Origin of the sequence: Colwellia sp. Bg11-12 (assembly GCF_014076955.1) — a bacterium.
GTDB lineage: Bacteria > Pseudomonadota > Gammaproteobacteria > Enterobacterales > Alteromonadaceae > Colwellia_A.
On record NZ_JACGUZ010000071.1, the window covers coordinates 1 to 24,736 of the forward strand.

Below are 24,736 nucleotides of genomic sequence, written 5' to 3' on the forward strand. Positions count from 1 at the left end.
TCCCATTCCGAACTCAGAAGTGAAACGCAGTAGCGCCGATGGTAGTGTGGGAGTTCCCATGTGAGAGTAGGACATTGCTAGGCGCCTATTAAGAGAAGCCCGATTCGTAAGAGTCGGGCTTTTTGTTCCAAGGCTCTAATTTACTTTATATTTTTATAAGTATAAATTAAATTATATCTTTGATATTAAAGTTTTTTGTCTAGCGACAATAGCAACATGGCACCACCTGATCCCATTCCGAACTCAGAAGTGAAACGTGTTAGCGCCGATGGTAGTGTGGGAGTTCCCATGTGAGAGTAGGACATTGCTAGGCGCATATTTATAAAACCCGTTACTTTGTAACGGGTTTTTTCGTATATACTCTGTAAAATAATTATATTTTATCTATGTGGCAAACTAATATGGACTGGGAAGTTGCAAAGCAAAGGGGAGCCATTCTTAGCCAGATAAGAGCCTTCTTTGAACATAAAAATGTTATTGAAGTTGAGACTCCATCTCTGTCTGTTGGTACGGTAACAGACCCTTTTCTCGAAGCATTTAATACTAAATATAACTATTCAAAGAATACCGATATAAAAAAATATCAACTGCTGTATTTACAAACTTCGCCAGAATTTCATATGAAGCGTTTACTTGCTTCAGGCTTCGGTTCTATTTATCAAATTTGTAAAGCTTTTAGACATGAAGATTCTGGTCGTTATCACAACCCAGAATTCACCATACTAGAATGGTACCGTTTAGGTTTTGATCAACACGACTTAATTAAAGAAGTAGACGAATTACTGACTACCATCTTAAAATGTTCACAATCTGAAAAAATATCTTATCAAGAATTATTTATAAAATTTGTGAGTGTGGACCCATTAACTGCAAGTTTTACTGAGTTATATAATGTCATTAAGTTATATAATAAAGCTGAAGATTGGTTATACAATTCCAATGATTGCGACTTATTATTGCAATTTATTTTTTCAGAAATAATTGAAGTAAATATTGGTAAAAATAGCCCATGCTTCGTCTATAACTTCCCAATAGCACAAGCTTCATTAGCCAAGCAGTGCACCGAAGATGTGCGAGTTGCACAGCGATTTGAATGTTACTTTAAGGGCATTGAGTTAGCGAATGGCTTTAATGAATTAACAGATGCGAATACGCAAGTTGAAAGGTTTGAACAGGATAATCAAAAACGTCAACGCCTAGGGCTTACGATTAAAGAGATAGATAAAAACTTTGTTGATGCACTGCAACTTGGTTTACCTCAATGTGCAGGTGTTGCGCTGGGTATTGATCGTTTAATGATGATAGCCTTAGATAAAAGCGCTATTGATCAAATAATTTCATTTCCAATCGACCACGCTTAAAAAGTTTTGTGATACTATATCAATTGTGATATTATCCGCTTTTAAGTCTACTCACTATTTGAATCTAAGGGAAGTATACAGTGCTTGATCGAATTGGAATAACCGCAACTTCGCTTTGTGCGCTTCATTGTATTCTATTGCCCATTTTGCTACCCGCACTCCCTTTATTAGGATTAAGCTTTTTAGCTGACCACGCATGGGAACATGTTTTTCTAATGATGACAGCTGTACTAGGTACTGTAGCGTTATTTTCGGGCTTTAAAAAGTACCATAGAAAAATATATCCTTTTTACTTATTATTCTTAGGCGTAGGTATTTATTGGATAAAACATGACTTTTCTGAAGATATCCAACCTTATTTTATTGTGTTGGGCGCTAGTCTTATTGTTGCCGCTCATTTAATTAACTTGAAATTATGTAACAGTTGTAAACGTTGTATAAATGAATCATGTGAAAGTACCTAACGATACTTTCACCTATATTTTACATATTAAGTTCTTTTAATTTCCTTGTTAACGTATTTCTTCCCCATCCTAATTTTTTAGCGGCTTCTTGCTTCCTTCCTTGAGTAAAATGGAGTGCTCGCTCTAACAATATTTTCTCAAATTCTGGTAGCGCACTCTCTATAATATTACTGTTACCTTTTACTAATTCTTCGTCAACCCATTTTTGTAGAGCAACCGGCCAAGATGAAACTTCTGTGGTCGTGTTGGATAATGTTGTTTTTTCTGTGAGCTCGCTTGGAAGATCATCTAACAAAATTTCCTTACCACTCGCCATGACCGTCAAGTAACGGCAAATATTCTCAAGTTGACGAACATTTCCAGGCCACGCGCATTGCTGTAAATAGTTAAGCGTCGATTTTTGTAATGTCTTTTGTTCGACTTCTAATTCTTTTGCAGCTAAATGTAAAAAATGATTAATCAGTTGTTCAATATCTTCCTTTCGTTCACGCAAACTGGGTAATTGTATTCTTATAACATTTAAACGGTGAAACAAATCTTCACGGAAATCTCCGTTACTTACTTGAACTTCAAGATTTTGGTGCGTTGCTGCAATTATTCGTACATCAACTTGGATAGGTGAGTGACCACCGACGCGATAAAATTGGCCATCAGCCAAAACACGTAATAAGCGGGTTTGAATATCTAATGGCATATCGCCTATTTCATCTAAAAATAATGTGCCTTTATGTGCTTGTTCAAAACGACCTTGACGAACCGCATTTGCGCCAGTAAATGCGCCTTTTTCGTGCCCAAACAGTTCAGATTCAATTAAGTCTTTTGGTATTGCAGCCATATTCAAGGGAATAAATGGAGCATCTGAACGCGGACTATGAATATGAAGAGCATGAGCAACTAATTCTTTCCCTGTGCCTGACTCGCCATTAATTAGCACACTTATACTCGAACGTGATAACCGTCCAATTGCTCGAAATACCTCTTGCATAGCGGGTGCTGCCCCAATTATGCCCACAGGATCAGGTACGGCTACTGAGTGCTTACGTTTAGCTGTTTGCTCTCGAGCATATGTTAATGCTCGTCTTGTAAGTGAAATGGCTTCGTCAGTGTCGAATGGTTTTGGTAAATATTCAAAAGCTCCCCCTTGATAGGCATTTACAGCACTGTCTAGATCTGAATGAGCTGTCATTATTATTACCGGGAGATTGGGGAATTGTTCACTAATACGACTTAGTAGCGTCATACCGTCGATATTAGGCATTCGTATATCAGAAATAATAACTTCAGGTTGCTGATGTTCAAGTGCAATAAGTAAATCTTCTGGTTTCTCAAAAGAAGCGACTGAAATACTCGCTCCCGATAAAGCTTTTTCTAATACCCAGCGAATAGAGCTGTCATCATCTACTATCCAAACTTGCTCAACATTCATTATTATTCTCTTCTTGTAAAGGTAGTAAAATTAGGAACTCGGTATGGCCTGGTCGGCTATAACAGGAAAGCTTTCCTTTATGTTGCTGCACTAATGTTTGTGAAATAGATAAACCTAATCCGGTACCATTATCTCGCGCAGAAACCATAGGGTAAAACAAAGTGTCTTGAATTTTTTTTGGAATACCTGGGCCATTATCAATAATGCTAATTTGAACACATAGCTTTATCCGTCTGCCATTAATGGTCTTATTACTTGCAGCTCTTGTTTTTAATGTTATGTTGCAATGTTCATCAATAATTTGAACGGCATTATTAACAATATTTAAAACAGCCTGCTGTAATTTATCTTGGTCAAAACTAATCTCAGGAATTGAAGGGTCATAATCCCGAATAATTTTAATCTTTTTAGGATTATTAAAATTAATTAACTTATAGACCTTTTCCAAAACAATATGAATATTTTGCTCTGCCATCTGAGGTAATTGATTGGGTCCTAATAGCTTATCCACTAAATTAGTTAAGCGGTCAGCTTGTTCAATAATTATCTCAGTATATTCTTGTTGTTCTTTCGTTAGTTCTTTACTTAATAACTGTGCTGCACCGCGAAGACCACCCAATGGATTCTTAATTTCATGAGCAAGTCCTCGTATCAAGTCTCTAGAAGACTCCCACTGTTGGTGTTGAAAGGCTTCTATGCTCATTTTTTTTTGTTGGTCAATTTGTTTGAATTCTAAAATGATATGAGGCTGTTTACTAAATTCAACAGAAGAGGCTGTAATTTCTACGGTAATACGGCTGTGATCAAAAAACTCAATAGTGACATCACTATCACTGAACTCTTGTCCAGAAGTGAGAAGCTGCTCTAAACGCTCTTTTTTAATCGGAGAATTATAGAAGACCGTGGTAATTGGTAAGTTGTATAACTTGTTGAAGCTCTTAATTAATAGGGCTTCAGCTGCAGGATTAACATATTGGATCGTTAACTTACTGTCCAACACAACAAGTGCTGTTACCATTTGGTTTGGCAGTTTTTGTTGGTAATGAAGTTTTAATTGTTGATCTCTAGTGCTGATACTGGACATACAAACCTTTTGCACTCATTTAGTGCGAAAAAATATCAATGCAATTATATTTGGTGCAAGTTGCACTAAATGCTAATCAATTAGCGTTATTAACTGATGCTCTATGCATATAAAACGTTATAGATTTTGATGATGCAATTACCTTGCCTTTTTCATTAATTAATTGCATTTTTATGATATGTTCACCACGGTCGATATTTCGCAGTACAAACATAGAGTGAGGCTGAGGGGGTCCATAAGGACTGCTGTCCAAATGTAATTGAATATTCAAGCCTTGTTTAAATATAGGTTTAATAGTTCCCGCTACATATACTGAGCCAGTATTGTCCCTAATAGTTGCCTTTTGTTTAGGTTGCTCTATTTCAACTTGGTAGTCATTTTTTATAACTTTTGGCGTTAAATCAAGCATTGAGGTATCAACAGAATAGCTTATATTCGGTTCGCTAATTTCAACTTCTTCAGCGCCAGGTTTAGGGCTGTCAGAAAAAACTAAAACGCCATCGTCACTTCTCCAAACATAAATTTTTGTTGAAGCTGCAAAGACATGACTACTGAGTAATGTGATGATTAAGATTAATAACAACAATGAATAGCGCAAAAATTTAGCTCAATTTAAAATGCCTATCTTAAACTTATATAACTAATGGCCTTTTTGCCACAAAAAAGCTCACCGAAGTGAGCTTTTTTTATTATTTAATGACTTAATGTAGGTTAAACACTGTAATACAATTCAAACTCTAATGGATGAGTTGTCATGTTTACACGTTGTGATTCACCACGTTTAATAGCAATGTAAGCATCAATCATGTCTTTATCCATAACACCACCCGCCGTTAAGAACTCATAATCGGCTTCTAAACTTTGCAATGCATCTTCAAGTGATGTTGCTACTTGTGGGATAGCTGCTGCCTCTTCTGCAGGTAAATCGTATAAATCTTTATCCATTGCATCACCAGGATGAATTTTGTTTTTAATACCATCAAGGCCAGCCATTAATAATGCAGTGAAAGCTAAATAAGGGTTTGCTGCTGGGTCAGGGAAGCGAGCTTCAATACGCATTGCTTTTGGTGATGGGACAATTGGAATACGAATCGATGCAGAACGGTTACGTGCTGAATATGCAAGCATTACCGGCGCTTCAAAGTGTGGCACTAAACGTTTGTAAGAGTTAGTTGCAGGGTTAGTAAAAGCATTCAATGCTTTAGCATGCTTGATAATGCCGCCAATATAATAAAGCGCCATCTCAGATAAACCACCGTATTTATCGCCTGCGAATAAGTTTACACCGTCTTTCGCAAGAGATTGATGAACGTGCATACCTGAACCGTTATCACCTACTAAAGGCTTTGGCATAAAAGTCGCTGTTTTACCATAAGCATGTGCAACGTTATGTACTACATATTTGTAAATTTGAACTTCATCAGCTTTTTTTACTAAAGTATTGAAACGACAAGCAATTTCGTTTTGACCAGCCGTTGCTACTTCATGGTGATGTGCTTCGACAACTAAGCCCATTTCTTCCATAACTAAACACATGGCTGAACGTATATCTTGTGAAGAATCTACAGGAGATGTTGGAAAATAACCGCCTTTAACGCCTGGGCGATGACCCATATTGCCTTCTTCGTATTCAGTACCTGAATTCCAAGCTGCTTCTTTATCATCAATTTTATAGAAAGAGCCACTCATATCAGTGCTAAAACGCACATCATCAAATAAGAAGAACTCTGGCTCAGGACCAATTAATACCGTATCAGCAATACCAGTACTACGTAAGTACTCTTCAGCGCGTTTAGCGACTGAACGAGGGTCACGACTGTAACCTTGCATTGTACTTGGCTCTAATATGTCACAACGAATATTTAATGTTACTGCATCTGTAAAAGGGTCTAGAACCGCTGATTCAGCGTCAGGCATCATCACCATGTCAGATTCATTAATACCCTTCCATCCTTCAATAGAAGAACCATCAAACATTTTGCCGTCTTCGAAGAAATCTTCATTTACTTGGTGGTGAGGAATTGAAACGTGTTGCTCTTTACCTTTTGAATCAGTAAAACGTAGGTCAACAAATTTTACGTCGTTGTCTTTGATTAAATCTAATACTGCTTGTGACATGTAAAGTCTCCAGTGTCTTTAAAATAAAATACGTTTGCATATTGCATGAATGGCATAAAGCGAAATTCATGCCAACAGAAAAAGCCTTTGTATATAAGGTGTTAAGTTATCTAACTACAACACTATGCACCATTAGCGTGCACTGACTGCTTCAATGTGGTGCGCTTGCTGGCTTTTGGTGCTTATGAGTATAACAGGGCGTAACAATTAGTGTATGGAGATTTTAATAAGCATTGAAATATTTGTTGCTGTCTTTGTTGAATTCATTACTGTATAATTCGCGCCCAATTATAGCCCTATATTCTTTTGATGAAAAAGTCTTGCAAGAAGTGAGTAAAACCCGTGTTAGATAAATTACGTAATGTTGCCATCATAGCCCACGTTGATCATGGTAAAACAACTTTGGTTGATAAATTATTAGAACAATCAGGTACCCTTGATGCCCGCGGCGGTCTTGAAGAGCGTACGATGGATTCGAATGATATCGAAAAAGAACGTGGTATCACAATCTTAGCTAAAAATACGGCTATTAACTGGAACGGTTACCGTGTAAACATCGTAGATACTCCTGGCCATGCTGATTTTGGTGGTGAAGTAGAGCGTGTTATGTCAATGGTAGATTCGGTTTTACTTATTGTTGATGCACAAGAAGGCCCTATGCCACAAACGCGTTTCGTAACGAAAAAAGCGTTTGCTCAAGGTTTAAAGCCAATTCTTGTTATCAATAAAGTTGATAAGCCTGGCTCTCGCCCTGATTGGGTTATGGACCAAGTTTTTGAATTGTTTGACAACCTTGGCGCTACTGATGAACAGCTTGACTTTAAAGTTGTTTACGCTTCAGCAATCAATGGTTGGGCTTCGCTTGAAGAAGGCGTAACCGGCACAGATATGACTCCTTTATTTGACACTATCCTTAAAGAAGTGCCTGCACCAACAGCGGATCCAGATGGTCCATTTCAAATGCAAATATCTCAACTTGATTACAGCTCTTATTTGGGTGTAATTGGTGTTGGACGTATTACTCGTGGTTCTGTTAAACCAAATCAACAAGTGACGATTAAATTAGCAACTGGCAAGGTTCATAACGCTAAAGTTGGTAAAGTATTCGGTTACTTAGGTTTAGAGCGTCTTGATATTGCTGAAGGTTTTGCTGGTGATATTATTGCAATTACTGGTTTAGGCGAGTTAAAAATATCAGATACGGTTTGTTGTCCAACAGAAGTTGAAGGCTTACCAGCGTTATCTGTTGATGAACCTACTATCAATATGACTTTCCAAGTAAACACTTCACCATTTTGTGGTAAAGAAGGTAAGTTTGTTACTTCACGTAACATCAAAGACCGTTTAGACAAAGAATTAATTCACAACGTTGCTTTACGTGTTGAGCAACTTCCTGATGCTGATAAATTTAAAGTTTCAGGTCGTGGTGAGCTTCACTTAGGCATTTTGATTGAAAACATGCGCCGTGAAGGTTTTGAGTTAGCGGTATCACGTCCTGAAGTTATTATTCGTGAAATTGACGGCCAAATACAAGAACCTTACGAAAACGTAACCATTGATGTTGAAGAACAACATCAAGGACCTATCATGGAAAGAATGGGTGTTCGTAAAGCTGAATTAACTGATATGGCACCTGATGGAACAGGTCGTATTCGTATGGACTTCATCATGCCAAGTCGTGGTTTGATCGGTTTCCAAACTGAATTCATGACATTAACGTCAGGTTCTGGCTTAATCTACCATACATTTTTTGAATACGGACCTCATAAAGGTGGCGATATTGGCCAGCGTAAAAATGGTGTAATGATCGGCAATGCAACAGGTAAAGCATTAACGAATGCAATATTCAACTTGCAATCACGTGGTCGTATGTTAATCGGACACGGTGTTGATATTTATGAAGGTCAAGTTATTGGTATTCATAGCCGTGACAATGATTTAACCGTAAATGCTCTTAAAGGTAAGCAGTTAACTAACGTTCGTTCATCAGGTACTGATGAAGCACAAACGTTAACACCACCTATCGTTATGTCACTTGAACAAGCACTTGAGTTTATTGATAACGATGAGCTAGTGGAAGTAACACCACTAAGCATTCGTATTCGTAAAAAGCTTTTAAAAGAGAATGAACGTAAGCGTGATACTCGTCCTAAATAAGCCTCTTATGTAGACGATTGATAAAAACCAGCTTCGGCTGGTTTTTTTGTCAGTAAATTTTAGTAAGCCTAAACTTCATATGTTGTAAGAGATGTCTTAAGCTTACATAGGAAATAGCATAAGTAACTGCAGTTAAAGTTTATTTTTACTCATTAATTTATTGTTTTTAAATGAAAAATAATTTTAGGGACAAATAAATTGAAATTTTATCGTCAACATCATCCATCATAGTTCACTGGTGAATATCTGTTTTACTGTTACGCTTAATATATAAATTTAATTTCTAAAGTATGAGTGAAGGGAGAAAACTTATGATGGAGCAAAAGAAATTAACGCGGTTAAATGATTTATTTGAAAAAGTAGTTTCCGATTGCGCTAGCCTTATAGAGCGCAGAGAGTTAAATGTTCTTTATCAAGAGTACATCGACGATGGCAGAGAAGTAGGGTTACCCATAAAAGCATCCACTCAATATCAACATGCCACTGCTTCATAACTAAAGCCACCGTTTATTTTTATTTATTAACACGAGAAAAGGAATTCTAAGATGTCCCCTGAGCAACTAAAAATGTTACAACGATTAAGCGAACTTTTTGAACAAGGTATTGCTGGGCCCAGTCAAATAAAACAGCTCTCTAGTTTACTTGCTGCTATTAATCAAAACCAAGAGCAAGATGATTCACTGTCTCATTCAGTTTTGACCCACTCTAGAGCGAATGTAAAAACATTAACTCACCTTGCCTAAGCAAAGAGCAGTAACAAAAAATAAGATTGATGGTAACTTAATTTGCTAAGTTACCAACTACTCAACTCATAATTAACTTCATTTAGTGATAAAGTTACTGTTAAGTCAGCGTCTTAACTTATATTAAGTCGCCTTAAGTGATTTTATGAATGTTTGTGACTTGTTAATTGAACTATTCATCTCGTTAATCAATCGTTCGACATCTTGCTCAATTAATTTATATTCGGTTTTTAATTCACCAATGGCTCGAGCATTAAGGTTATGTTTTAAATAAAGCATATTGTCTTTAAGTGCATTAAGAATAGGCTGCATTCTTCTTTCTGCATTCCACATTGATTCAATGACTGATGCATAGCGATTTTGGGTTTCTCTATAGCGAGATTGGCTTTGTCGTTTTAGTGATTGATTGGTGAATTGATCTAATTCATCATGCCATTCATTAAATAAAGCTTCAGCAACATCTTCAATAGCATTAATGCGAGCGGTAACATCATCAGCAGCAACTTTACTTGTGTGATAATGGTTATTACTCATTTCATATTGCTGTTGTAGCTCGCCGCCATCAAAATTTACTAATGCGGAAAATTGCTCTAATGCGTTTTTAAATTCCTCTTTTGCTTCCTCTTGCGACTCTGTCGCGCTTTCAACACGATCAATTAATATATCACGTTTATGTTTACCTACTTTCTCCATTGCTGAATAGTAGGCTGATTGACAACCTACTATTGAAAGCAAAAGAAAAAATAACGATACTTTTATGGCCATGCCTCTCATTAACTCCTACCTCGGTAGCGTGCAGCATCAATAATTGCCCAAAGATGAAAAATAATGCCAGGAATCGCCATAAAGAATAATATACCTGTCGCTGCTAATGTGTAGTTAACCCAGGTTAACAAGAAAAACAGTATTGCTGCGAGGATTCTCCCTTGAACTAATTGACCTAAACCCGCAATAAAAAAACTACATATTGCTGCTAAAACATTACCACCTGAACCCTGATTAGACATGATCACTCCTAAGTTAAATTTGATTACTATTATTATCACTATCACTTGCTTAGTAATTATCATAATATATTGTTCACCATAAGATAATAACTAATTTGTAATGAACTGGATTAAAACGATTAAAAACAACCGCCAAAATCAGACTTTTTGGCATTTTATATTGTTTTTTCTAAAGAGAATATTAAAAGAGCAGGTGCATATTACCGCTGGCTACTTATCTTACGTCACCTTAATGTCACTCGTACCATTAATTGTTGTGATGCTTTCAGTGATGACTGCCTTTCCTATTTTTACTGAGATAAAAGGCATCATTGAAAACTTCGTCTATCAAAATTTTATGCCTGCCGCAGGTGATGTGGTTAAAGAGCATATTACGGGTTTCGTGACTAATGCATCAGAAATGTCAGCTATTGCTATTACTTTTTTATTTTTATTCGCGCTGTTATTGATTTCAGCTATTGATACGAGCCTCAATAAAATTTGGCGAGTAACAGCGAAAAGGCGAATTGTTACTGCTTTTTCTATGTATTGGATGGTACTGACATTAGGCCCTGTTTTAATGGGAAGCAGTATTGCGGCAACCTCATATATCGTTTCATTAATATCGATAGGGACTTATGATATTTTTGGCCTCACCAATATTGCCTTAAGAGCCTTACCCGTTTTTGCTTCAATCGGTGCATTTCTTATTTTATATACCGTTGTTCCCAATAAAGTCGTACCGATTAAACACGCCTTACTGGGGGCAACTTTAGCGGCACTTTTATTTGAAGTCGCCAAAAAAGGTTTTGCTTTTTATATAACGCAACTACCTTCTTATGAACGGATTTACGGCGCTTTAGCGGGTATTCCCATTCTTTTTTTATGGGTTTACTTATCTTGGCTAGTTGTTCTTATTGGCGCCTTATTTACTGTATCATTAGAGAATTTTAATCCAGAAGAACACGATCAAAGTTAAAATATTCATTACTTTATTAGCAAGTTATCACCGAGAATAGCACGCGAAAACTAAATTTATTTATGCGTAACTGAAACTGACAGTTTTTACTATTTTGCGCCATAATCATATCTATGGCGCGCAAAATCTAGAGTAAATAAATGTCACGGTCTTTATATCCTAAATTATCAACGTATGCACAAGAGTTTCTACCTGTTAGCGATCAGCATGAAATATATCTTGAGCAATCAGGTAACCCAACAGGAATTCCGGTGTTATACCTACACGGTGGCCCTGGTAGCGGCACAAGTAAGAACCATCGACGTTATTTTGATCCTGAACAATATCGTATCATTTTATTTGATCAGCGTGGTTGTGGTCGCTCAAAGCCTTCTCCGTCTATAAAAGAGAATACGACAGCACATTTGGTTAATGATATTGAAGTAATTCGCAAGCACCTAAATATTGAAAAGTGGCTAGTGTGTGGAGGCTCATGGGGTACAACATTGGCACTGAATTATGGTATAGAGCATTCAGAAAAGGTTTTAGGTTTTATCTTAAGAGGCATATTTCTTGCCACTGAAGCTGAATATCAATGGCTTTATGGGTCGTATGGAGCACAAAGTTTCTTTCCAGAATACTATCAAGAATTTGTTGATTATTTACCTGGTGAATTGCAAAAGTTCCCACTTGCAGGTTATCACCAAGTCTTACACTCAAGTAATGAGGTCGCAGTAATTTCTGCCAGCAAAGCCTGGGCATTATGGGAATTAAGGTTATCAACAATCGAACATCATCACATTGGTATGGCGCAGGTCGAAGATGCTCATCAAGCATTATGTATGGCAAAGATTTCGAGTCATTATTTTACTAAAAATTGTTTTATTAAAGAAAATTATATTCTTGAAAATATTGTTAAGCTAACGGCAATACCTGCAATTATTCTTCACGGTCGTTATGATATGGTTTGTCAGCTTCATTATGCCTATTTATTAACTAAGCATTGGGATAATGCCCAATTACAAATTTTACCAGCTGCGGGCCATAGTGGTTTTGAGCGACAAACTATTGATGCTTTTTGCCGGGCAAGCGATACTATGGCAAATTTTCTAGCTGAACAACCATTATGATCGCAGTTATTCAACGAGTTTCACAAGCAAGTGTTACTGTTAATCAAAAAGTAATAGGGGAAATCGAGCACGGTATTTTAGTTTTACTTGCGATCGAATCCGACGATAATGAAGCTAAAGCGAAGCGGTTGGCAGAACGTGTCGCCGGTTACCGCATCTTTGAAGATAATGCGGGAAAGATGAATCTTAGTGTCGGCCAAATCAATGGTGAAATATTAGTTGTTTCACAATTTACACTGGCAGCAGATACGCGTTCAGGAATGCGTCCAAGCTTAACTAATGCAGCGAAACCAGAAATCAGTATCCCATTATATCAATACTTTTGTCTACAATTACGGGAACAAGGTTTTGTTGTACCTACCGGCGAATTTGGTGCTGATATGAAAGTGGCTTTAGTTAATGATGGCCCAGTCACATTTACATTAACGTGCTAATGTAAGGTTAACTACTGCATACCGTGTCGCCAATATTTACGCCAACGGTTAAAGGTTCTGGTCGGTAAAATAGTGGTGTCTATTAAAAAGTCTTCAGGCTGATTTACCATGTTGTTGGGTAATAAATGAATGATAACATTTAAGTAATGCGGTATATGAAAGTAAACTAACTGTTTATTTGGAGCGAGTACTTTTAATTCCGAAAGAAAATAGTTAATCTCTTCGTTTGATGGACTCGGTAAGTTAAGTGATAAGACTGCTTGCTCTCCTACTTTTTTCAATATATTTTTAGTTAAGATTAAAGAATCATGAATTGATTGATTTTTTTGATAAATATCACAAATGAACCAATCAGGTTTTATTTTCTTATGATAATGAAGCCAATCGAGCGCAGAACAATGATGTAAATGAACATTTGCTGTTTGTGGATTAAAAAAACGTTCGAAACATTCAATAACTTCTTGAGAATATTCAATAGTATCTAAAGTTAGATCAGGTAAATGATGTAATAAAAATCGTGCTAAATTACCACCACCTAGACCAAATTCGACCACTCGTTTAGGGCGAAAAAAAAGTAAAGGTGATAATAAGCTGATTTGATGAGGAAAGGTCAGTTGTGAAGGTTTGCGCTTGAGCATCATACTTTGAACGACATTGTCGAAAGCTAACCAACGATAATGCTGGTTTTCACTGACTGAAATAGCATCATTATTTTGCGTAAAGTAACTCAAGTGACCTTGTTGGATATGTTTAACTAATTTCATAATAGCGTATAGAACGAATTTCTTTAATTATTAAAGGTAAGCATAGCGAATGTTTGAGTGTCGATCACCCATAAGCCAGCAAGAGTTTGAACAATACTACCATCTACGCTGGAAAATATTGCGAAAACCATCACAGCAAGAAAAAGGAAGTGAAAGAGACGAACTAGAAACACAGGCGGTTCATCGAGCTATCTTTAACACTGAAGGTAACATTATAGCGGTGGCTCGCCTTCACTTTAGTGGAATGTTGCAAGGACAAATTCGTTATATGGCGGTTGCTGATGACTTTCAGGGCAAAGGGTTAGGCAAGCAATTAGTCATGGCCCTGGAGCAGTTTGCTATCAGCCTAGGTATAAAGAAACTCTCATTAAAAGCACGTGAACAAGCTATTAATTTCTATGAAAAACTCTCTTACCAAAATATTGGATTTTCACATTTATTGTTTAATAACATTAAACATTTCAATATGGAAAAAAAGCTTCAGACACATTATTTACATAACAATAGCTTATCGATAGCCCTGCAAGATATTTGGACTAATACTATTCCGATGAGCAAAGCTATGGGGGTGACAATTAGCTATTATGATCAACAAAAATTAGTCATTACTTGTGATGAAGTATTTAATAAAAATTTACATAACACTATGTTTGCAGGCAGTATTTACACCCTTGCGACATTAACAGGGTGGGGTTGGGTTCATTTATTGATTCAACAACACAACCTTAAGGGCAATATAGTGTTAGCGGATGCAAAAATTCGATATCATAACCCTGTAGCCGGAGTTGCTTTTGCTAAGACAGGTGAGGTGCTTACTTCGGGTTGTGTTGGTGATTTACTCAGCCATGATAAAATAAAATTATCTGTTGAGGTACAAGTCTTTAGTGGTGAAAATGTCGCGGCAACCTTTAACGGTTTATATTTTGTATTGTCGAAATAACGACACTTTAGGGGTTAAAATGATAATTAAAAAAATAGTATGTATATTAAGTTTTTGCTTCTTTAGTCTAAGTTTATTTGCAAATAGCGACATTAATAAAGTGCTTGATACTTTCCATCAAGCGGCAGCAAGTGCTAACCAAAAGCTCTATTTAAACCTACTTGATGAGCAAGCTGTTTTTTTAGGAACAGATGGTGAAGAACGCTGGACCAAAAAACAATTTATTGAATTCGTAACCCCTTATTTTAGTCAAGGGCGAGGCTGGTTATATAAGCCTCGTCAAAGAAATATCACACTTATTCAAACTGATATAAAAGGTGAAAGACTGGCTTTTTTTGATGAGTTACTCGACAGCAAAAATTACGGTGAATGCCGAGGTTCTGGTGTGCTTCGACTAACACCACAGGGATGGAGGATTTTACAATATAATCTTTCTATACCTGTTCCAAACGCTATTGCAGATGACGTTGTGCATAAAATTAAGCAGCATCATCAACAACAAACCTTGCCAAAAAATTAAGGGTCTCCATGCTAAAAAGTGTTGCGATTATAGGTTGTGGTTGGTTAGGCCACGCTTTAGCAAAGCAATTACTGATTGAACAATACCGTGTGACAGTAACGGTACAAAGCGAAGAAAAAAAGCAAAAGCTGTGCGAAGAGAATATTAATGCTGAACAATTAAGTCTGCCAGTACTTGATCCTAAATCTTTGGTGTTGAGTGTATTTACTCATGAGACGCTGATTATTGCTATTACGCCACAGCTCCGTCAAGGTCGCAGTGATTACCCGGAAAAAGTTGCTCAGTTAGTTGAAATGGCAGAACTAGGTAATGTCAAAAAGATCGTGCTGCTCAGCACTACGGCTGTTTATAATGGTTTGTCTGGTTTAGTTGATGAACAATCTGTTTTGGACATGAGTGCAGATAAAGTCGCTATTATTAATGCGGCAGAGCAAACAGTGCGTTCTTTCTCAGGCACATCAGTAATATTACGCTTAGCAGGCTTAGTTGGCCCTGAACGTCATCCAGGCCGATTTCTTCAAGGAAAGAAAGTGCTTGCTGAGCCTCAGTCTTTTATTAATCTAATTCATCAAGATGATGCGGTAGGTGTGCTTATGGAAATTATCGCTAATGAAGACATTAGTGGCACTTATAATGCGGTAAGTGCCACTGAAACCAGTAAACAACATTATTATCATGCGGCAGCTAACGCCTTAAACTTACCTGCACCAGAGTTCTCGTTTGAAACGTCAATGCGTTTTGGCAAGCGTATTAATGATGCCAAGCTTCGTAATAGTTTTAATTACCAGTTCACTCATGATGATTTAATTGTTTGGTTATATAAGTCAGTAGTAGGGCTATATGATGTTTAAAGATTGGTTGAAAAACAAAACGACTCAGTTGTTTTTTGTCTTATGGTTGCATATTTCGCTCTTAAATCTGTTCTTTGTTAATAAGCGGGGCATTGTGTTTTTATGGCAAAATAATAGCGAACTTAATACGTTACTTACTCATTTTGTTACAGCTTTAACCGCAACACTTTTTTATATCGCGATAATTAAAATACGGCTACGTTTAGCAGAAAAAAAATTAACTTTGGGCAATAATGTATTTGTTTTTGGTTCGGCTGTTATGTTGGCGTTAATTGGCTTTTTCCTCTTTTAAGCCAAAATATTGTACTATTTTATCAACAAAATACACGTAGCTAAAAGATTCCTTCACTACGTGTTTTATTACTTTTTTTTCTTGTGATTTTTACACCTTTAACTTATTTAATACCAGATATTGATAACCACTGGTTAAAGTCAAGCAAGTTCGCCGGTAGAATAACTTTCCTGTTTGCCTGGCTAAGACCTTGCATTTGTTGGAGATACTGTTCAGTTAATTGTAAATCAAGTGCTTGTTGCCCGCCCGGTTGTTCAATAGCAATAGCGATTTTAGTGATGGAATCTCCAGTTGCCTGAGCGATAGCTATTATTTGTGCAGCTTTACCTTCTGCTGAATTAATACGACGTTGCTTTTCGCCTTCTGAGATATTTATCATCTCTGTCATTAAACCTTCAGAACGGTTAATGCGGCTAGCTTTGTCACCCAAACTTTTCGCTAAAATTGCTCGACGCTCACGTTCTGCATTTACCTGTAATTCCATGGCATTTTTAACAGTATCAGGCGGGGTAATATTTTTTATCTCATAGCGATGTACTCGTATCCCCCAACTTTCACCCGCTTTATCTAATACTTCGACTACTTTGGCGCTGATAATATCACGCTCTTCAAAGGTTCTGTCTAAGTCTAAGGTGCCAATAACAGAGCGTGTGGTGGTTTGTGCTAATTGCATTGCCGCAAAGCGATAATCAGTGATCCCGTAGCTCGCTTTTAATGAATCAATCACTTCAATGTAAATTACGCCGTCAACTTCAACATTTACTTCATCTTTTGAAAAACATTCTTGTGGTGGTACGTCGATTGTTTCTTCTTTTAAGTCTTGAATAAAAGCAACACGGTCAATAAATGGCAATAAAATATGGAAACCGGCTTCTAATGTGCAACGGTATTTCCCTAAACGTTCAACCACATAGGCAGACTTTGTTGGTACTAAGCAAATAGCTTGTACAAATTTGTAAGCTAAAAAGAGAAATATAGCGCCCCAAATGGCGAGTATTACGATATCAAGATTACTGTCACCGCCAATATTACTTATTGTTTGTTCTATCATTATTTCGCTCCTTGAACGGTTTGCGTTACTTTGTCCATGCCTTCGAAGAAACCTTCTAACTTGGCCATTTCAGCAGGCATAATCGAAACATCTGCCGTTTTTAATATAGAGCCTGTTTGCTTGATGAATTGCTCAAGTAAGCGCATTTTTATTGCTTTATCGCCCCCAGGAGTCATTGATGCTTTTGCGATCATATTCATACCCTCAGCGGTTGCTTGTGTTAATATTTCAATTTCTTTAGCGAAGCCGTGTGCTTCATTTATTTGTCGCTGCTTATCGCCTTCTGAAATATTAATCGCCTCTTGGCGCTCTCCTTCAGACAAATTGATCGTCGACTCTTTATCAGCTTCCGCTAAGGTAATTTCTGCACGTTTTCTTCGCTCGGCTTCCATTTGCTTTTCAAGGGTATGAATGACATTTGCCGATGGGGTGATATTTCTTACCTCGTAACGCAACATTTTTATGCCCCAAGGATCTGACGCTTTGTCTATTTCACGGACAATGGTTTCGTTAAGAGTATCTCGTTCTGAAAAAGTTTGACCCAGTTTCAATTTGCCTATTTCACTACGCATAGTGGTTTGCGCTAAATTGACACAGGCACGGCGATAATCTTCTATACCGTAGCTTGCTTTTGCGCCATCCATTACTTGGATATAAACTAAACCGTCAACTTCAATTTGAATGTTATCGCGCGAGATACAGCTTTGTGACGGAATGTCTAAGACTTGCTCTCTTGTTTCATGGCGGTAAGCAACGCGGTCAATAAAAGGAATAAGAAAATGTAATCCTGGTCTCATTATTGCGCGAAATTTACCTAAGCGTTCGATAATACAAACTTCTTTCATCGGCACAATAAGTACAAGCTTTACGACAATAAAGAGTAATCCAAGAAATATAAAGGTGAGTGTGGCTAGCATAGGTAGTTCCTATATTTTTAGTTATCATTTTAGGTTTTTGCTGTTGTTACTTTATTGGTTCAACAACGAGAGAGATATTTTCTTTACAAACGATTTTGGCGTGGCTACCTTTGCTTAGCTCTGAACCATCGCCCAGGGCTGTCCATGTTGTGCCTTGAAACTTTACGCGACCAGCATGTGTACCTGGGCCAATTTTTTCTAAAACAGTGACTTCTTTGCCATAAATATCTAATTCTTCATAAATATTATCGACAGTATATTCACCACTAAAAAAGCGATCGGTGACAAAATAAAGAATAAAGAGTAGAAATGAAGCCAGTATAAACCAAGTCGTTAAGGTTAATGTCCATGTATCGAGTAGTTGTTGTTGTACGCCAATTGCGACTAACAATGAAGCGATGCCTAAATTTAATAGTATGCCACCAGGAACAAAAATTTCAGCGCAAGCAAATAAAATGGCTAAAACGATCCAGGTTTCAAAGAAAAGAATGTACTCCACCGCTAACTCCTTGTCATTAATAGATCATTAGATTAACAGGTTAATTAAATATAGATACTGTTGTTGCATTATTATAATTAAGTAAAATATATGATCTACTTTGTGAATCTAAAATTAGCAAATACGACATATTATGTCAAGCTTGCAGCCAGAATATATAATAATTAATTTATACAGCCTTAATCATTTCTGTTCTTTCACATCGTTTGATTACGGCATACCGTTCATCCTGAACATAAAAAGCCCGTTAACGTTAATTAACGGGCTTTAGTTATTTTTATGCTGCAGTTAAAGACTAAAAGCTCGGTAGTGTGCCTGCAGGAATGAACGGGTTTAATTCACCATCAGCAATAATGTCAGAGGCTTCAGCAATGTCGGGTGCAAAGTATCTGTCTTTATCATAAAAACTCACTTCTTGGCGTAAAATAGCTTTTGCTAATTCAACGTTGTTCGAACCTTTTAAGGGAGCTCTAAAATCTAAGCCTTGGGCTGCCGCTAAATACTCTACAGCTAAAACACCGTTGGTATTTTCTGCCATATCAGCTAAACGACGACCAGCAAAACATGCCATAGATACGTGATCTTCTTGGTTAGCTGAAGTGGGTAAACTATCAACAGAAGCAGGGTGAGCTAATGACTTGTTCTCAGACGCTAACGCAGCGGAAGTTACTTGAGCTATCATGAAACCTGAGTTAACACCGCCGTTATCAACTAAAAATGGTGGTAATTTACTTAAGTTAGCATCAATCAATAACGCCATTCTACGTTCAGACAACGAACCGATCTCAGCAATGGCAAGTGCTAAATTATCAGCGGCCATAGCGACAGGTTCAGCGTGGAAATTCCCTGCCGAGATAAAGTCACCTTCGTTAGCAAAAACCAGTGGATTATCAGTTACGCCGTTTGCTTCAATGTGAAGTACTTCTGCGGCTTGGCGAATTTGTGTTAAACATGCGCCCATCACTTGTGGCTGACAACGCAATGAATAAGGGTCCTGTACTTTTTCACAATCAACATGAGAGCCACCAATTTCAGAGTTTGTATCTAAAACATAACGATAAGCGGTTGCTGCATCTATTTGCCCTATTTGACCGCGTACTTGATGAACACGATCGTCAAAAGGGGCACGTGAACCTAATGCCGCTTCAACAGACATTGAACCAATAACTACGGCGGCAGCAAATAAATCTTCTGCGTGAAATAAACCCTCTAAAGAAAAAGCAGTTGATGCTTGCGTACCGTTAAGTAGTGCTAGACCTTCTTTAGCGGCTAGCGTTACGGGTTCAAGTCCTGCAATTTTTAAACCTTCAAGTGCTGAAATAACCTCACCGTTGTGCGACATCTCACCTTCACCCAATAACGGTAAAACCATATGTGAAAGAGGCGCTAAATCGCCTGATGCGCCGACCGAACCTTTCTTGGGTACACAAGGGTAAACTTCAGCATTAAGCAGAGTAATTAAGGCTTGGATGACTTTTAAACGAATACCTGAGAAGCCACGTGACAAGGAATTGATTTTTAATACCATCATTAAGCGTACTGTGGCATCTTCCATGTACTCGCCAAAGCCTGCTGAGTGAGAAAGCACGATAGAGCGCTGCAATAATTCTAGCTCTTCTGTCTTTATACGTGTGCTAGCTAATAAGCCAAAACCGGTGTTAATACCATAAACAACACGGTTTTCACGGATAACTTGCTGCACCGCTTCTGCACTTTGATGAATTGCATCAAAGGCACTTTCGTCAAGGCTATATTGAATATCTTCATATTTAACAACGTTACGTAATTGCGCTAGGGTTAATTGCCCTGGCATAATGTTCAATGTACTTATATCTGACATATTTTTCTCGTTAATACTTAATCAATTTATTAAATTAGGTTTCTTTTATGTGGCTGTTTTAAATTATAAAATAAGCCACGAAGAAAAAGTTACTTACCGTTAGCACCTTCAATCATAGGCAAGTCAAGACCTTGCTCTATTGCACAACCTACAGCTAGATCGTAACCCGCATCGGCATGACGCATAACACCTGTTGCAGGGTCGTTCCACAAAACACGGCCAATACGTTGTGCTGCTTCGTCAGTTCCGTCAGCAACAATAACAACACCTGAATGCTGGCTAAAGCCCATGCCAACGCCGCCACCGTGATGTATGCTCACCCATGTAGCACCACCCGATGTTGAAAGCAGGGCATTAAGTAATGGCCAATCAGAAACAGCATCTGAACCGTCTAACATACTTTCAGTTTCACGATTCGGTGAAGCAACTGAACCTGAATCTAAATGGTCTCGACCGATAACAACGGGTGCTGATAACTCGCCAGTTTTAACCATTTCGTTAAAAGCTAATGCTAAACGAGCTCTATCTTTTAAGCCGACCCAACAAATTCGTGCTGGTAAACCTTGAAAGTCGATACGCTCGCGCGCCATATCTAACCAATTGTGCAGGTGTGGATTGTCAGGAATTAATTCTTTTACTTTCGCATCTGTTTTGTAGATATCTTCTGGGTCACCAGATAATGCTACCCAGCGAAAAGGGCCGATACCTTCACAAAATAAGGGGCGAACATACGCGGGTACAAAGCCAGGGAAGTCAAACGCATTTTTTACGCCTTCATCTAAAGCCATTTGGCGAATGTTGTTACCATAATCAGTTGTTGCAGAGCCTGCCTTTTGTAAATCAAGCATGGCTTGCACTTGCACCGCCATTGATTTTTTTGCCGCTTTTATTACCAATGCTTCGTCTTTCAAGCGCATTTCAGCAGCGTATTCCATCGTCCAACCTTGAGGAAGGTAACCATTTAGTGGGTCATGTGCTGAAGTTTGATCTGTGGTTACGTCAGGGGTGATGCCGCGCTTTACTAATTCAGGGAAAACATCAGCAGCATTACCTAATAAGCCAACTGAAATCGCTTCACCTTTTGCACATGCCTCATTTATTATGGATAGGGCTTCGTCTAAGGTTTTTGCTTTTTTGTCTACATAACGAGTTTTGATACGAAAATCGATACGAGTTTCGTCACATTCAACCACTAATGCTGAAAAGCCAGCCATCGTTGCTGCGAGGGGTTGTGCACCACCCATACCGCCTAAGCCACCAGTAAGTACCCACTTACCTTTAGCACTTCCACCAAAGTGTTGATTAGCCATGGCAACAAATGTTTCATAAGTTCCTTGCACAATACCTTGCGAGCCAATATAAATCCAAGAGCCCGCAGTCATTTGACCGTACATCATCAAACCTTTCTTATCGAGCTCGTTGAAGTGCTCCCAATTACCCCAGTTTGGCACTAGGTTTGAGTTTGCAATTAAAACACGTGGCGCATTCGAGTGGGTTTTAAATACACCGACTGGCTTGCCTGATTGCACCATTAACGTTTCGTCATCTTCTAAGCGATTTAATACTTCAATAATTTTGTCGTAACAAGCCCAATTACGTGCGGCACGGCCAATACCGCCGTAGACCACTAAAGATTGTGGGTGCTCAGCAACTTCAGGATCAAGGTTGTTCATTAGCATGCGTTTAGCCGCTTCGGTTAACCAACTTTTTGCGGTGATTTTATTACCGCGATCTGCTCTGATCACTCGGCTTGTATCTAATCTTGGGTCTATTGAGGTATTTTCGATAGTCATGATTTTTTCCTAACTATGGTTTGTAAAAAGGATGATTATTTCTTTAGAATTTTAAGTGACTGCCTAAACGATACTTATTACCAGGAGAGGTTAATGTCGCTAAACTGACCACCCCCTTACTTGACCAAGTACGACGCTTCACTTGTAAGCAAGGCATTGATTCTTCTATATTGAGTAATTGGCAAATATTGGTGTCTGCTAATACAGCTTCAATTTCGTGTGTTGCTTCAGTTAATGGTGCTTCACTTGATAAATATTCGTGAGGTGTTATTTGGGTGAAGTCTTGCGCTAAATAATTTTTGACTAAAGCACTGTTTACATAACGTTGTTCAAGTTGAATTGGCTGGTCATTTTCAAAATGCAGCACTTCAGAATAAAATACCGACTCACTAGAGATTGAATTAGCTTTTAAGTTAAGTAAAATAGCGATTTCTTCGTTAACCGAAACGGCTTTTAAGGTAAGCTGTTTCGCATGGTGGTGGTGACCTCGTTTTTGAATTTCATCAGCGATATTACGAATTTCTAATAACGAAGATTGTGACTTAAAAGTCGCAACAAAAGTACCTGAGCCTTGTGAACGGATAAGCAGACCTTGTTCAGTAAGTTCTTGTAAAGCGCGTCGAGCTGTCATACGGCTCACAGAAAATTGTTCAGCGAGTTCATTTTCAGAAGGTACTTTTGCATGTTGCTGCCATTCGCCAGATTCAATCTTTTGGCAAATATGCTGCTTTATTACGGTAAATTTTGCTGTTTTTACTTGAGTCATGTTAATTCGCTAGGTTCTTGTTCACAAGACCGTTAAGAGTCTTGATGCTATAACTTGTATATACAATCTCATTTATTTCGACTCATGTCAATACTTGTATATACAAGCTTGCTTGTCTATTCTCTATCGCGTAAAGTGGTTTTATCAGTAATCAGACACTACGCTTATAGTACCGCTATCTCTCGATATAAATGCTGGTTATAAGCTTAGCGTTAAAATCAATTTTTGGATCTTATATGACGATTAATTCTTCTGCTTGGCAAACTCTCTTCATTAATGTAAATCTAGCGACCATGACCGATGGTGCTAATAGCTACGGTGCTATCAAAAACGGAGCTTTAGCAATAAGTGAAGGTAAAATTGCTTGGTTAGGTGAGAAAACTAATTTACCCAAATATGATGAAAAATCGCTACAAATTATTGATGGAAAAGGTAAGTGGTTAACACCCGGCTTAGTTGATTGTCATACGCATCTAGTTTATGGCGGTAACCGTGCTAATGAATTTGAAATGCGGTTACAAGGTAAAAGTTATCAAGAAATTGCTAATGCTGGCGGAGGCATAATCTCAACCGTATCTGCAACCCGAAAAGCCAGTGAAAGTCAGTTATTAGCCAGCGCATTACCTCGATTAACAACATTACATCAACAAGGTGTGACCAGTATTGAAATTAAATCTGGTTATGGCTTAGATACGTTGAACGAAATTAAAATGCTCAAAGTGGCTGGGCAGTTAGCTGAAAAGCTGCCGGTTACTATAAAGCGCACTTTCCTTGGCGCACATGCATTACCTGTTGAATATAAAGAAAAACCTGATGAATATATTGACTTAGTGTGTAATGAAATGATCCCACTCATTGTAAAAGAAAGCTTAGCTGATGCCGTTGATGTTTTTTGCGAAGGCATTGGTTTTAGTTTAGAGCAAACTGAACGTGTTTTTGCTGCGGCTCAAAAACATCAACTACCGATAAAAGTACACGCGGAACAGTTGTCAAATTTAGGGGGGACAGCCTTGGCGGCAAAATATAATGCGCTTTCATCTGATCATATCGAATTTTTAGATGAAGCTGGTATTAAAGCTATGAAAGCTGCAGATATGACCGCTGTACTATTACCTGGCGCTTTCTACTTTTTACGTGAAACACAATTACCCCCAATGGATTTATTAAGAAAGCATCAAGTACCGATGGCCATAGCGACCGATGCAAATCCTGGCTCATCACCCATTCATAATATTCAACTGATGCTTAATATGGCATGCACCTTCTTTCGATTAACACCTGCAGAAGCAATAGCGGGTGTTACTTGTTATGGTGCTAAAGCACTTGGGTTATCAAATAACAAAGGACAATTAGCTGTCGATTTTGATGCGGATATAGCTATGTGGAATATAGAACAACCCGCTGAGCTTTGCTATCAATTTGGTGTTAATCCCCTTGATGAATTATTCGTTGCTGGGCATAAGGTTATTTAACTTAAATTAATAGGCTGGTAATGAAGGCGCTTATGGTTTCATCGTTAGTCTATTGATAAAAGACAGGATACAAATTCACTATGTTGTTTAGTCATGGTATATATACCTGTGCACTTTAATATAGCGAATTACCCTAGAGTCGATGTAAATTATAAATTAAAGAAGTGCGT

General features: G+C 37.9%; 26 protein-coding genes and 1 rRNA gene. 14 read left to right on the forward strand and 13 right to left on the reverse strand.

Translation table 11 applies throughout. The annotated features are described in order from the left end of the window. Nucleotides 1–198: 198 nt before the first annotated feature. From rrf to H4J39_RS08855, 3 genes are all read left to right on the forward strand, one after another. Nucleotides 199–313, forward strand: a 5S ribosomal RNA gene (rrf, locus tag H4J39_RS08845). 73 nt (nt 314–386) lie between these two features. Beyond that, nucleotides 387–1,361, forward strand: coding sequence for an elongation factor P--(R)-beta-lysine ligase (gene epmA / locus H4J39_RS08850; RefSeq protein ID WP_182227497.1), 975 nt, complete (start codon nt 387–389; stop codon nt 1,359–1,361). Nucleotides 1,362–1,441: 80 nt separating this feature from the next. After that, a complete protein-coding gene (locus tag H4J39_RS08855; RefSeq protein ID WP_182227499.1) occupies nt 1,442–1,825 on the forward strand; it encodes a MerC domain-containing protein in 384 nt (127 codons plus the stop codon). 19 nt (nt 1,826–1,844) lie between these two features. On the opposite strand, the gene glnG is transcribed toward H4J39_RS08855, so the two are convergent. The 4 genes from glnG to glnA all read right to left on the reverse strand — a co-directional run bounded on the left by glnG (nt 1,845) and on the right by glnA (nt 6,453). Beyond that, the gene (gene glnG / locus H4J39_RS08860; RefSeq protein ID WP_182227501.1) at nt 1,845–3,251 is read right to left on the reverse strand and encodes a nitrogen regulation protein NR(I); all 1,407 of its coding nucleotides are present in this window, start codon (nt 3,249–3,251) and stop codon (nt 1,845–1,847) included. Then, on the reverse strand, nt 3,241–4,335 hold the full coding sequence (glnL, locus tag H4J39_RS08865; protein ID WP_182227503.1) for a nitrogen regulation protein NR(II): 1,095 nt from the start codon (nt 4,333–4,335) through the stop codon (nt 3,241–3,243). Before glnL ends, glnG begins: the two co-directional genes overlap by 11 nt. 76 nt (nt 4,336–4,411) lie before the next feature. Further along, nucleotides 4,412–4,933, reverse strand: coding sequence for a DUF4124 domain-containing protein (locus H4J39_RS08870; RefSeq protein WP_259368801.1), 522 nt, complete (start codon nt 4,931–4,933; stop codon nt 4,412–4,414). A gap of 113 nt (nt 4,934–5,046) precedes the next feature. Next, entirely contained in the window at nt 5,047–6,453 is a 1,407-nt protein-coding gene (glnA, locus tag H4J39_RS08875) for a glutamate--ammonia ligase (RefSeq protein ID WP_182227505.1), read from the reverse strand. Nucleotides 6,454–6,795: 342 nt separating this feature from the next. On the opposite strand from glnA, the gene typA reads away from it, so the two are divergent. The 3 genes from typA (at nt 6,796) to H4J39_RS08890 (ending at nt 9,353) form a co-directional block, all read left to right on the forward strand. Further along, nucleotides 6,796–8,610, forward strand: a complete 1,815-nt coding sequence (gene typA / locus H4J39_RS08880; RefSeq protein WP_182227507.1) for a translational GTPase TypA — start codon at nt 6,796–6,798, stop codon at nt 8,608–8,610. A gap of 311 nt (nt 8,611–8,921) precedes the next feature. Continuing rightward, entirely contained in the window at nt 8,922–9,104 is a 183-nt protein-coding gene (locus H4J39_RS08885; RefSeq protein WP_182227509.1) for a hypothetical protein, read from the forward strand. 51 nt (nt 9,105–9,155) lie between these two features. Continuing rightward, nucleotides 9,156–9,353, forward strand: coding sequence for a hypothetical protein (locus tag H4J39_RS08890; protein ID WP_182227511.1), 198 nt, complete (start codon nt 9,156–9,158; stop codon nt 9,351–9,353). Nucleotides 9,354–9,476: 123 nt separating this feature from the next. Here H4J39_RS08890 and H4J39_RS08895 read toward each other — a convergent pair whose 3' ends face one another. Together H4J39_RS08895 and H4J39_RS08900 are read right to left on the reverse strand one after the other, a co-directional pair. Beyond that, nucleotides 9,477–10,118: a DUF2959 domain-containing protein gene (locus tag H4J39_RS08895; RefSeq protein WP_220462167.1), complete on the reverse strand. Its 642-nt coding sequence runs from the start codon at nt 10,116–10,118 to the stop codon at nt 9,477–9,479. An 8-nt stretch (nt 10,119–10,126) separates the two neighbouring features. Then, on the reverse strand, nt 10,127–10,360 hold the full coding sequence (locus H4J39_RS08900; protein ID WP_182227515.1) for a hypothetical protein: 234 nt from the start codon (nt 10,358–10,360) through the stop codon (nt 10,127–10,129). Between the two features lie 100 nt (nt 10,361–10,460). On the opposite strand from H4J39_RS08900, the gene H4J39_RS08905 reads away from it, so the two are divergent. From H4J39_RS08905 to dtd, 3 genes are all read left to right on the forward strand, one after another. Further along, nucleotides 10,461–11,318 carry a virulence factor BrkB family protein gene (locus tag H4J39_RS08905; protein ID WP_182227517.1) on the forward strand — a complete coding sequence of 286 codons (858 nt, stop codon included), beginning with the start codon at nt 10,461–10,463 and terminating at the stop codon, nt 11,316–11,318. Nucleotides 11,319–11,458: 140 nt separating this feature from the next. Continuing rightward, nucleotides 11,459–12,427: a prolyl aminopeptidase gene (gene pip / locus H4J39_RS08910; RefSeq protein WP_182227519.1), complete on the forward strand. Its 969-nt coding sequence runs from the start codon at nt 11,459–11,461 to the stop codon at nt 12,425–12,427. Continuing rightward, complete coding sequence (gene dtd, locus H4J39_RS08915; RefSeq protein ID WP_182227521.1) at nt 12,424–12,861, forward strand: D-aminoacyl-tRNA deacylase; 438 nt, start codon at nt 12,424–12,426, stop codon at nt 12,859–12,861. The genes pip and dtd overlap by 4 nt, the downstream gene beginning before the upstream one ends. 11 nt (nt 12,862–12,872) lie before the next feature. On the opposite strand, the gene H4J39_RS08920 is transcribed toward dtd, so the two are convergent. After that, nucleotides 12,873–13,625 carry a spermidine synthase gene (locus H4J39_RS08920; RefSeq protein WP_182227523.1) on the reverse strand — a complete coding sequence of 251 codons (753 nt, stop codon included), beginning with the start codon at nt 13,623–13,625 and terminating at the stop codon, nt 12,873–12,875. A gap of 49 nt (nt 13,626–13,674) precedes the next feature. Here H4J39_RS08920 and H4J39_RS08925 point away from each other — a divergent pair, with 49 nt between their 5' ends. Genes H4J39_RS08925 through H4J39_RS08940 form a run of 4 tightly spaced genes read left to right on the forward strand, consistent with a single transcriptional unit; the run spans nt 13,675 to nt 16,228 of the window. After that, nucleotides 13,675–14,565: a bifunctional GNAT family N-acetyltransferase/hotdog fold thioesterase gene (locus H4J39_RS08925; RefSeq protein ID WP_182227525.1), complete on the forward strand. Its 891-nt coding sequence runs from the start codon at nt 13,675–13,677 to the stop codon at nt 14,563–14,565. Between the two features lie 19 nt (nt 14,566–14,584). Beyond that, the gene (locus H4J39_RS08930) at nt 14,585–15,085 is read left to right on the forward strand and encodes a nuclear transport factor 2 family protein (RefSeq protein ID WP_182227527.1); all 501 of its coding nucleotides are present in this window, start codon (nt 14,585–14,587) and stop codon (nt 15,083–15,085) included. Nucleotides 15,086–15,093: 8 nt separating this feature from the next. Continuing rightward, nucleotides 15,094–15,936, forward strand: a complete 843-nt coding sequence (locus tag H4J39_RS08935; RefSeq protein ID WP_182227529.1) for an NAD(P)H-binding protein — start codon at nt 15,094–15,096, stop codon at nt 15,934–15,936. Then, nucleotides 15,926–16,228, forward strand: coding sequence for a hypothetical protein (locus H4J39_RS08940; protein WP_182227531.1), 303 nt, complete (start codon nt 15,926–15,928; stop codon nt 16,226–16,228). Before H4J39_RS08935 ends, H4J39_RS08940 begins: the two co-directional genes overlap by 11 nt. A gap of 103 nt (nt 16,229–16,331) precedes the next feature. Here H4J39_RS08940 and H4J39_RS08945 read toward each other — a convergent pair whose 3' ends face one another. The 6 genes from H4J39_RS08945 to hutC all read right to left on the reverse strand — a co-directional run bounded on the left by H4J39_RS08945 (nt 16,332) and on the right by hutC (nt 23,094). After that, on the reverse strand, nt 16,332–17,279 hold the full coding sequence (locus H4J39_RS08945; RefSeq protein ID WP_182227533.1) for an SPFH domain-containing protein: 948 nt from the start codon (nt 17,277–17,279) through the stop codon (nt 16,332–16,334). Then, nucleotides 17,279–18,196: a slipin family protein gene (locus H4J39_RS08950; RefSeq protein WP_182177595.1), complete on the reverse strand. Its 918-nt coding sequence runs from the start codon at nt 18,194–18,196 to the stop codon at nt 17,279–17,281. The genes H4J39_RS08945 and H4J39_RS08950 overlap by 1 nt, the downstream gene beginning before the upstream one ends. Before the next feature lie 46 nt (nt 18,197–18,242). Next, nucleotides 18,243–18,695 carry an NfeD family protein gene (locus H4J39_RS08955; RefSeq protein WP_182227535.1) on the reverse strand — a complete coding sequence of 151 codons (453 nt, stop codon included), beginning with the start codon at nt 18,693–18,695 and terminating at the stop codon, nt 18,243–18,245. 295 nt (nt 18,696–18,990) lie between these two features. Further along, complete coding sequence (gene hutH / locus H4J39_RS08960; RefSeq protein WP_220462168.1) at nt 18,991–20,535, reverse strand: histidine ammonia-lyase; 1,545 nt, start codon at nt 20,533–20,535, stop codon at nt 18,991–18,993. 89 nt (nt 20,536–20,624) lie between these two features. Next, on the reverse strand, nt 20,625–22,307 hold the full coding sequence (gene hutU / locus H4J39_RS08965; protein WP_182228408.1) for a urocanate hydratase: 1,683 nt from the start codon (nt 22,305–22,307) through the stop codon (nt 20,625–20,627). A gap of 64 nt (nt 22,308–22,371) precedes the next feature. Then, nucleotides 22,372–23,094 carry a histidine utilization repressor gene (gene hutC / locus H4J39_RS08970; RefSeq protein WP_182227537.1) on the reverse strand — a complete coding sequence of 241 codons (723 nt, stop codon included), beginning with the start codon at nt 23,092–23,094 and terminating at the stop codon, nt 22,372–22,374. 236 nt (nt 23,095–23,330) lie between these two features. Between hutC and hutI the strand changes: the two genes are divergently transcribed. Then, nucleotides 23,331–24,566 carry an imidazolonepropionase gene (hutI, locus tag H4J39_RS08975; protein WP_182227539.1) on the forward strand — a complete coding sequence of 412 codons (1,236 nt, stop codon included), beginning with the start codon at nt 23,331–23,333 and terminating at the stop codon, nt 24,564–24,566. Nucleotides 24,567–24,736: the final 170 nt, after the last annotated feature.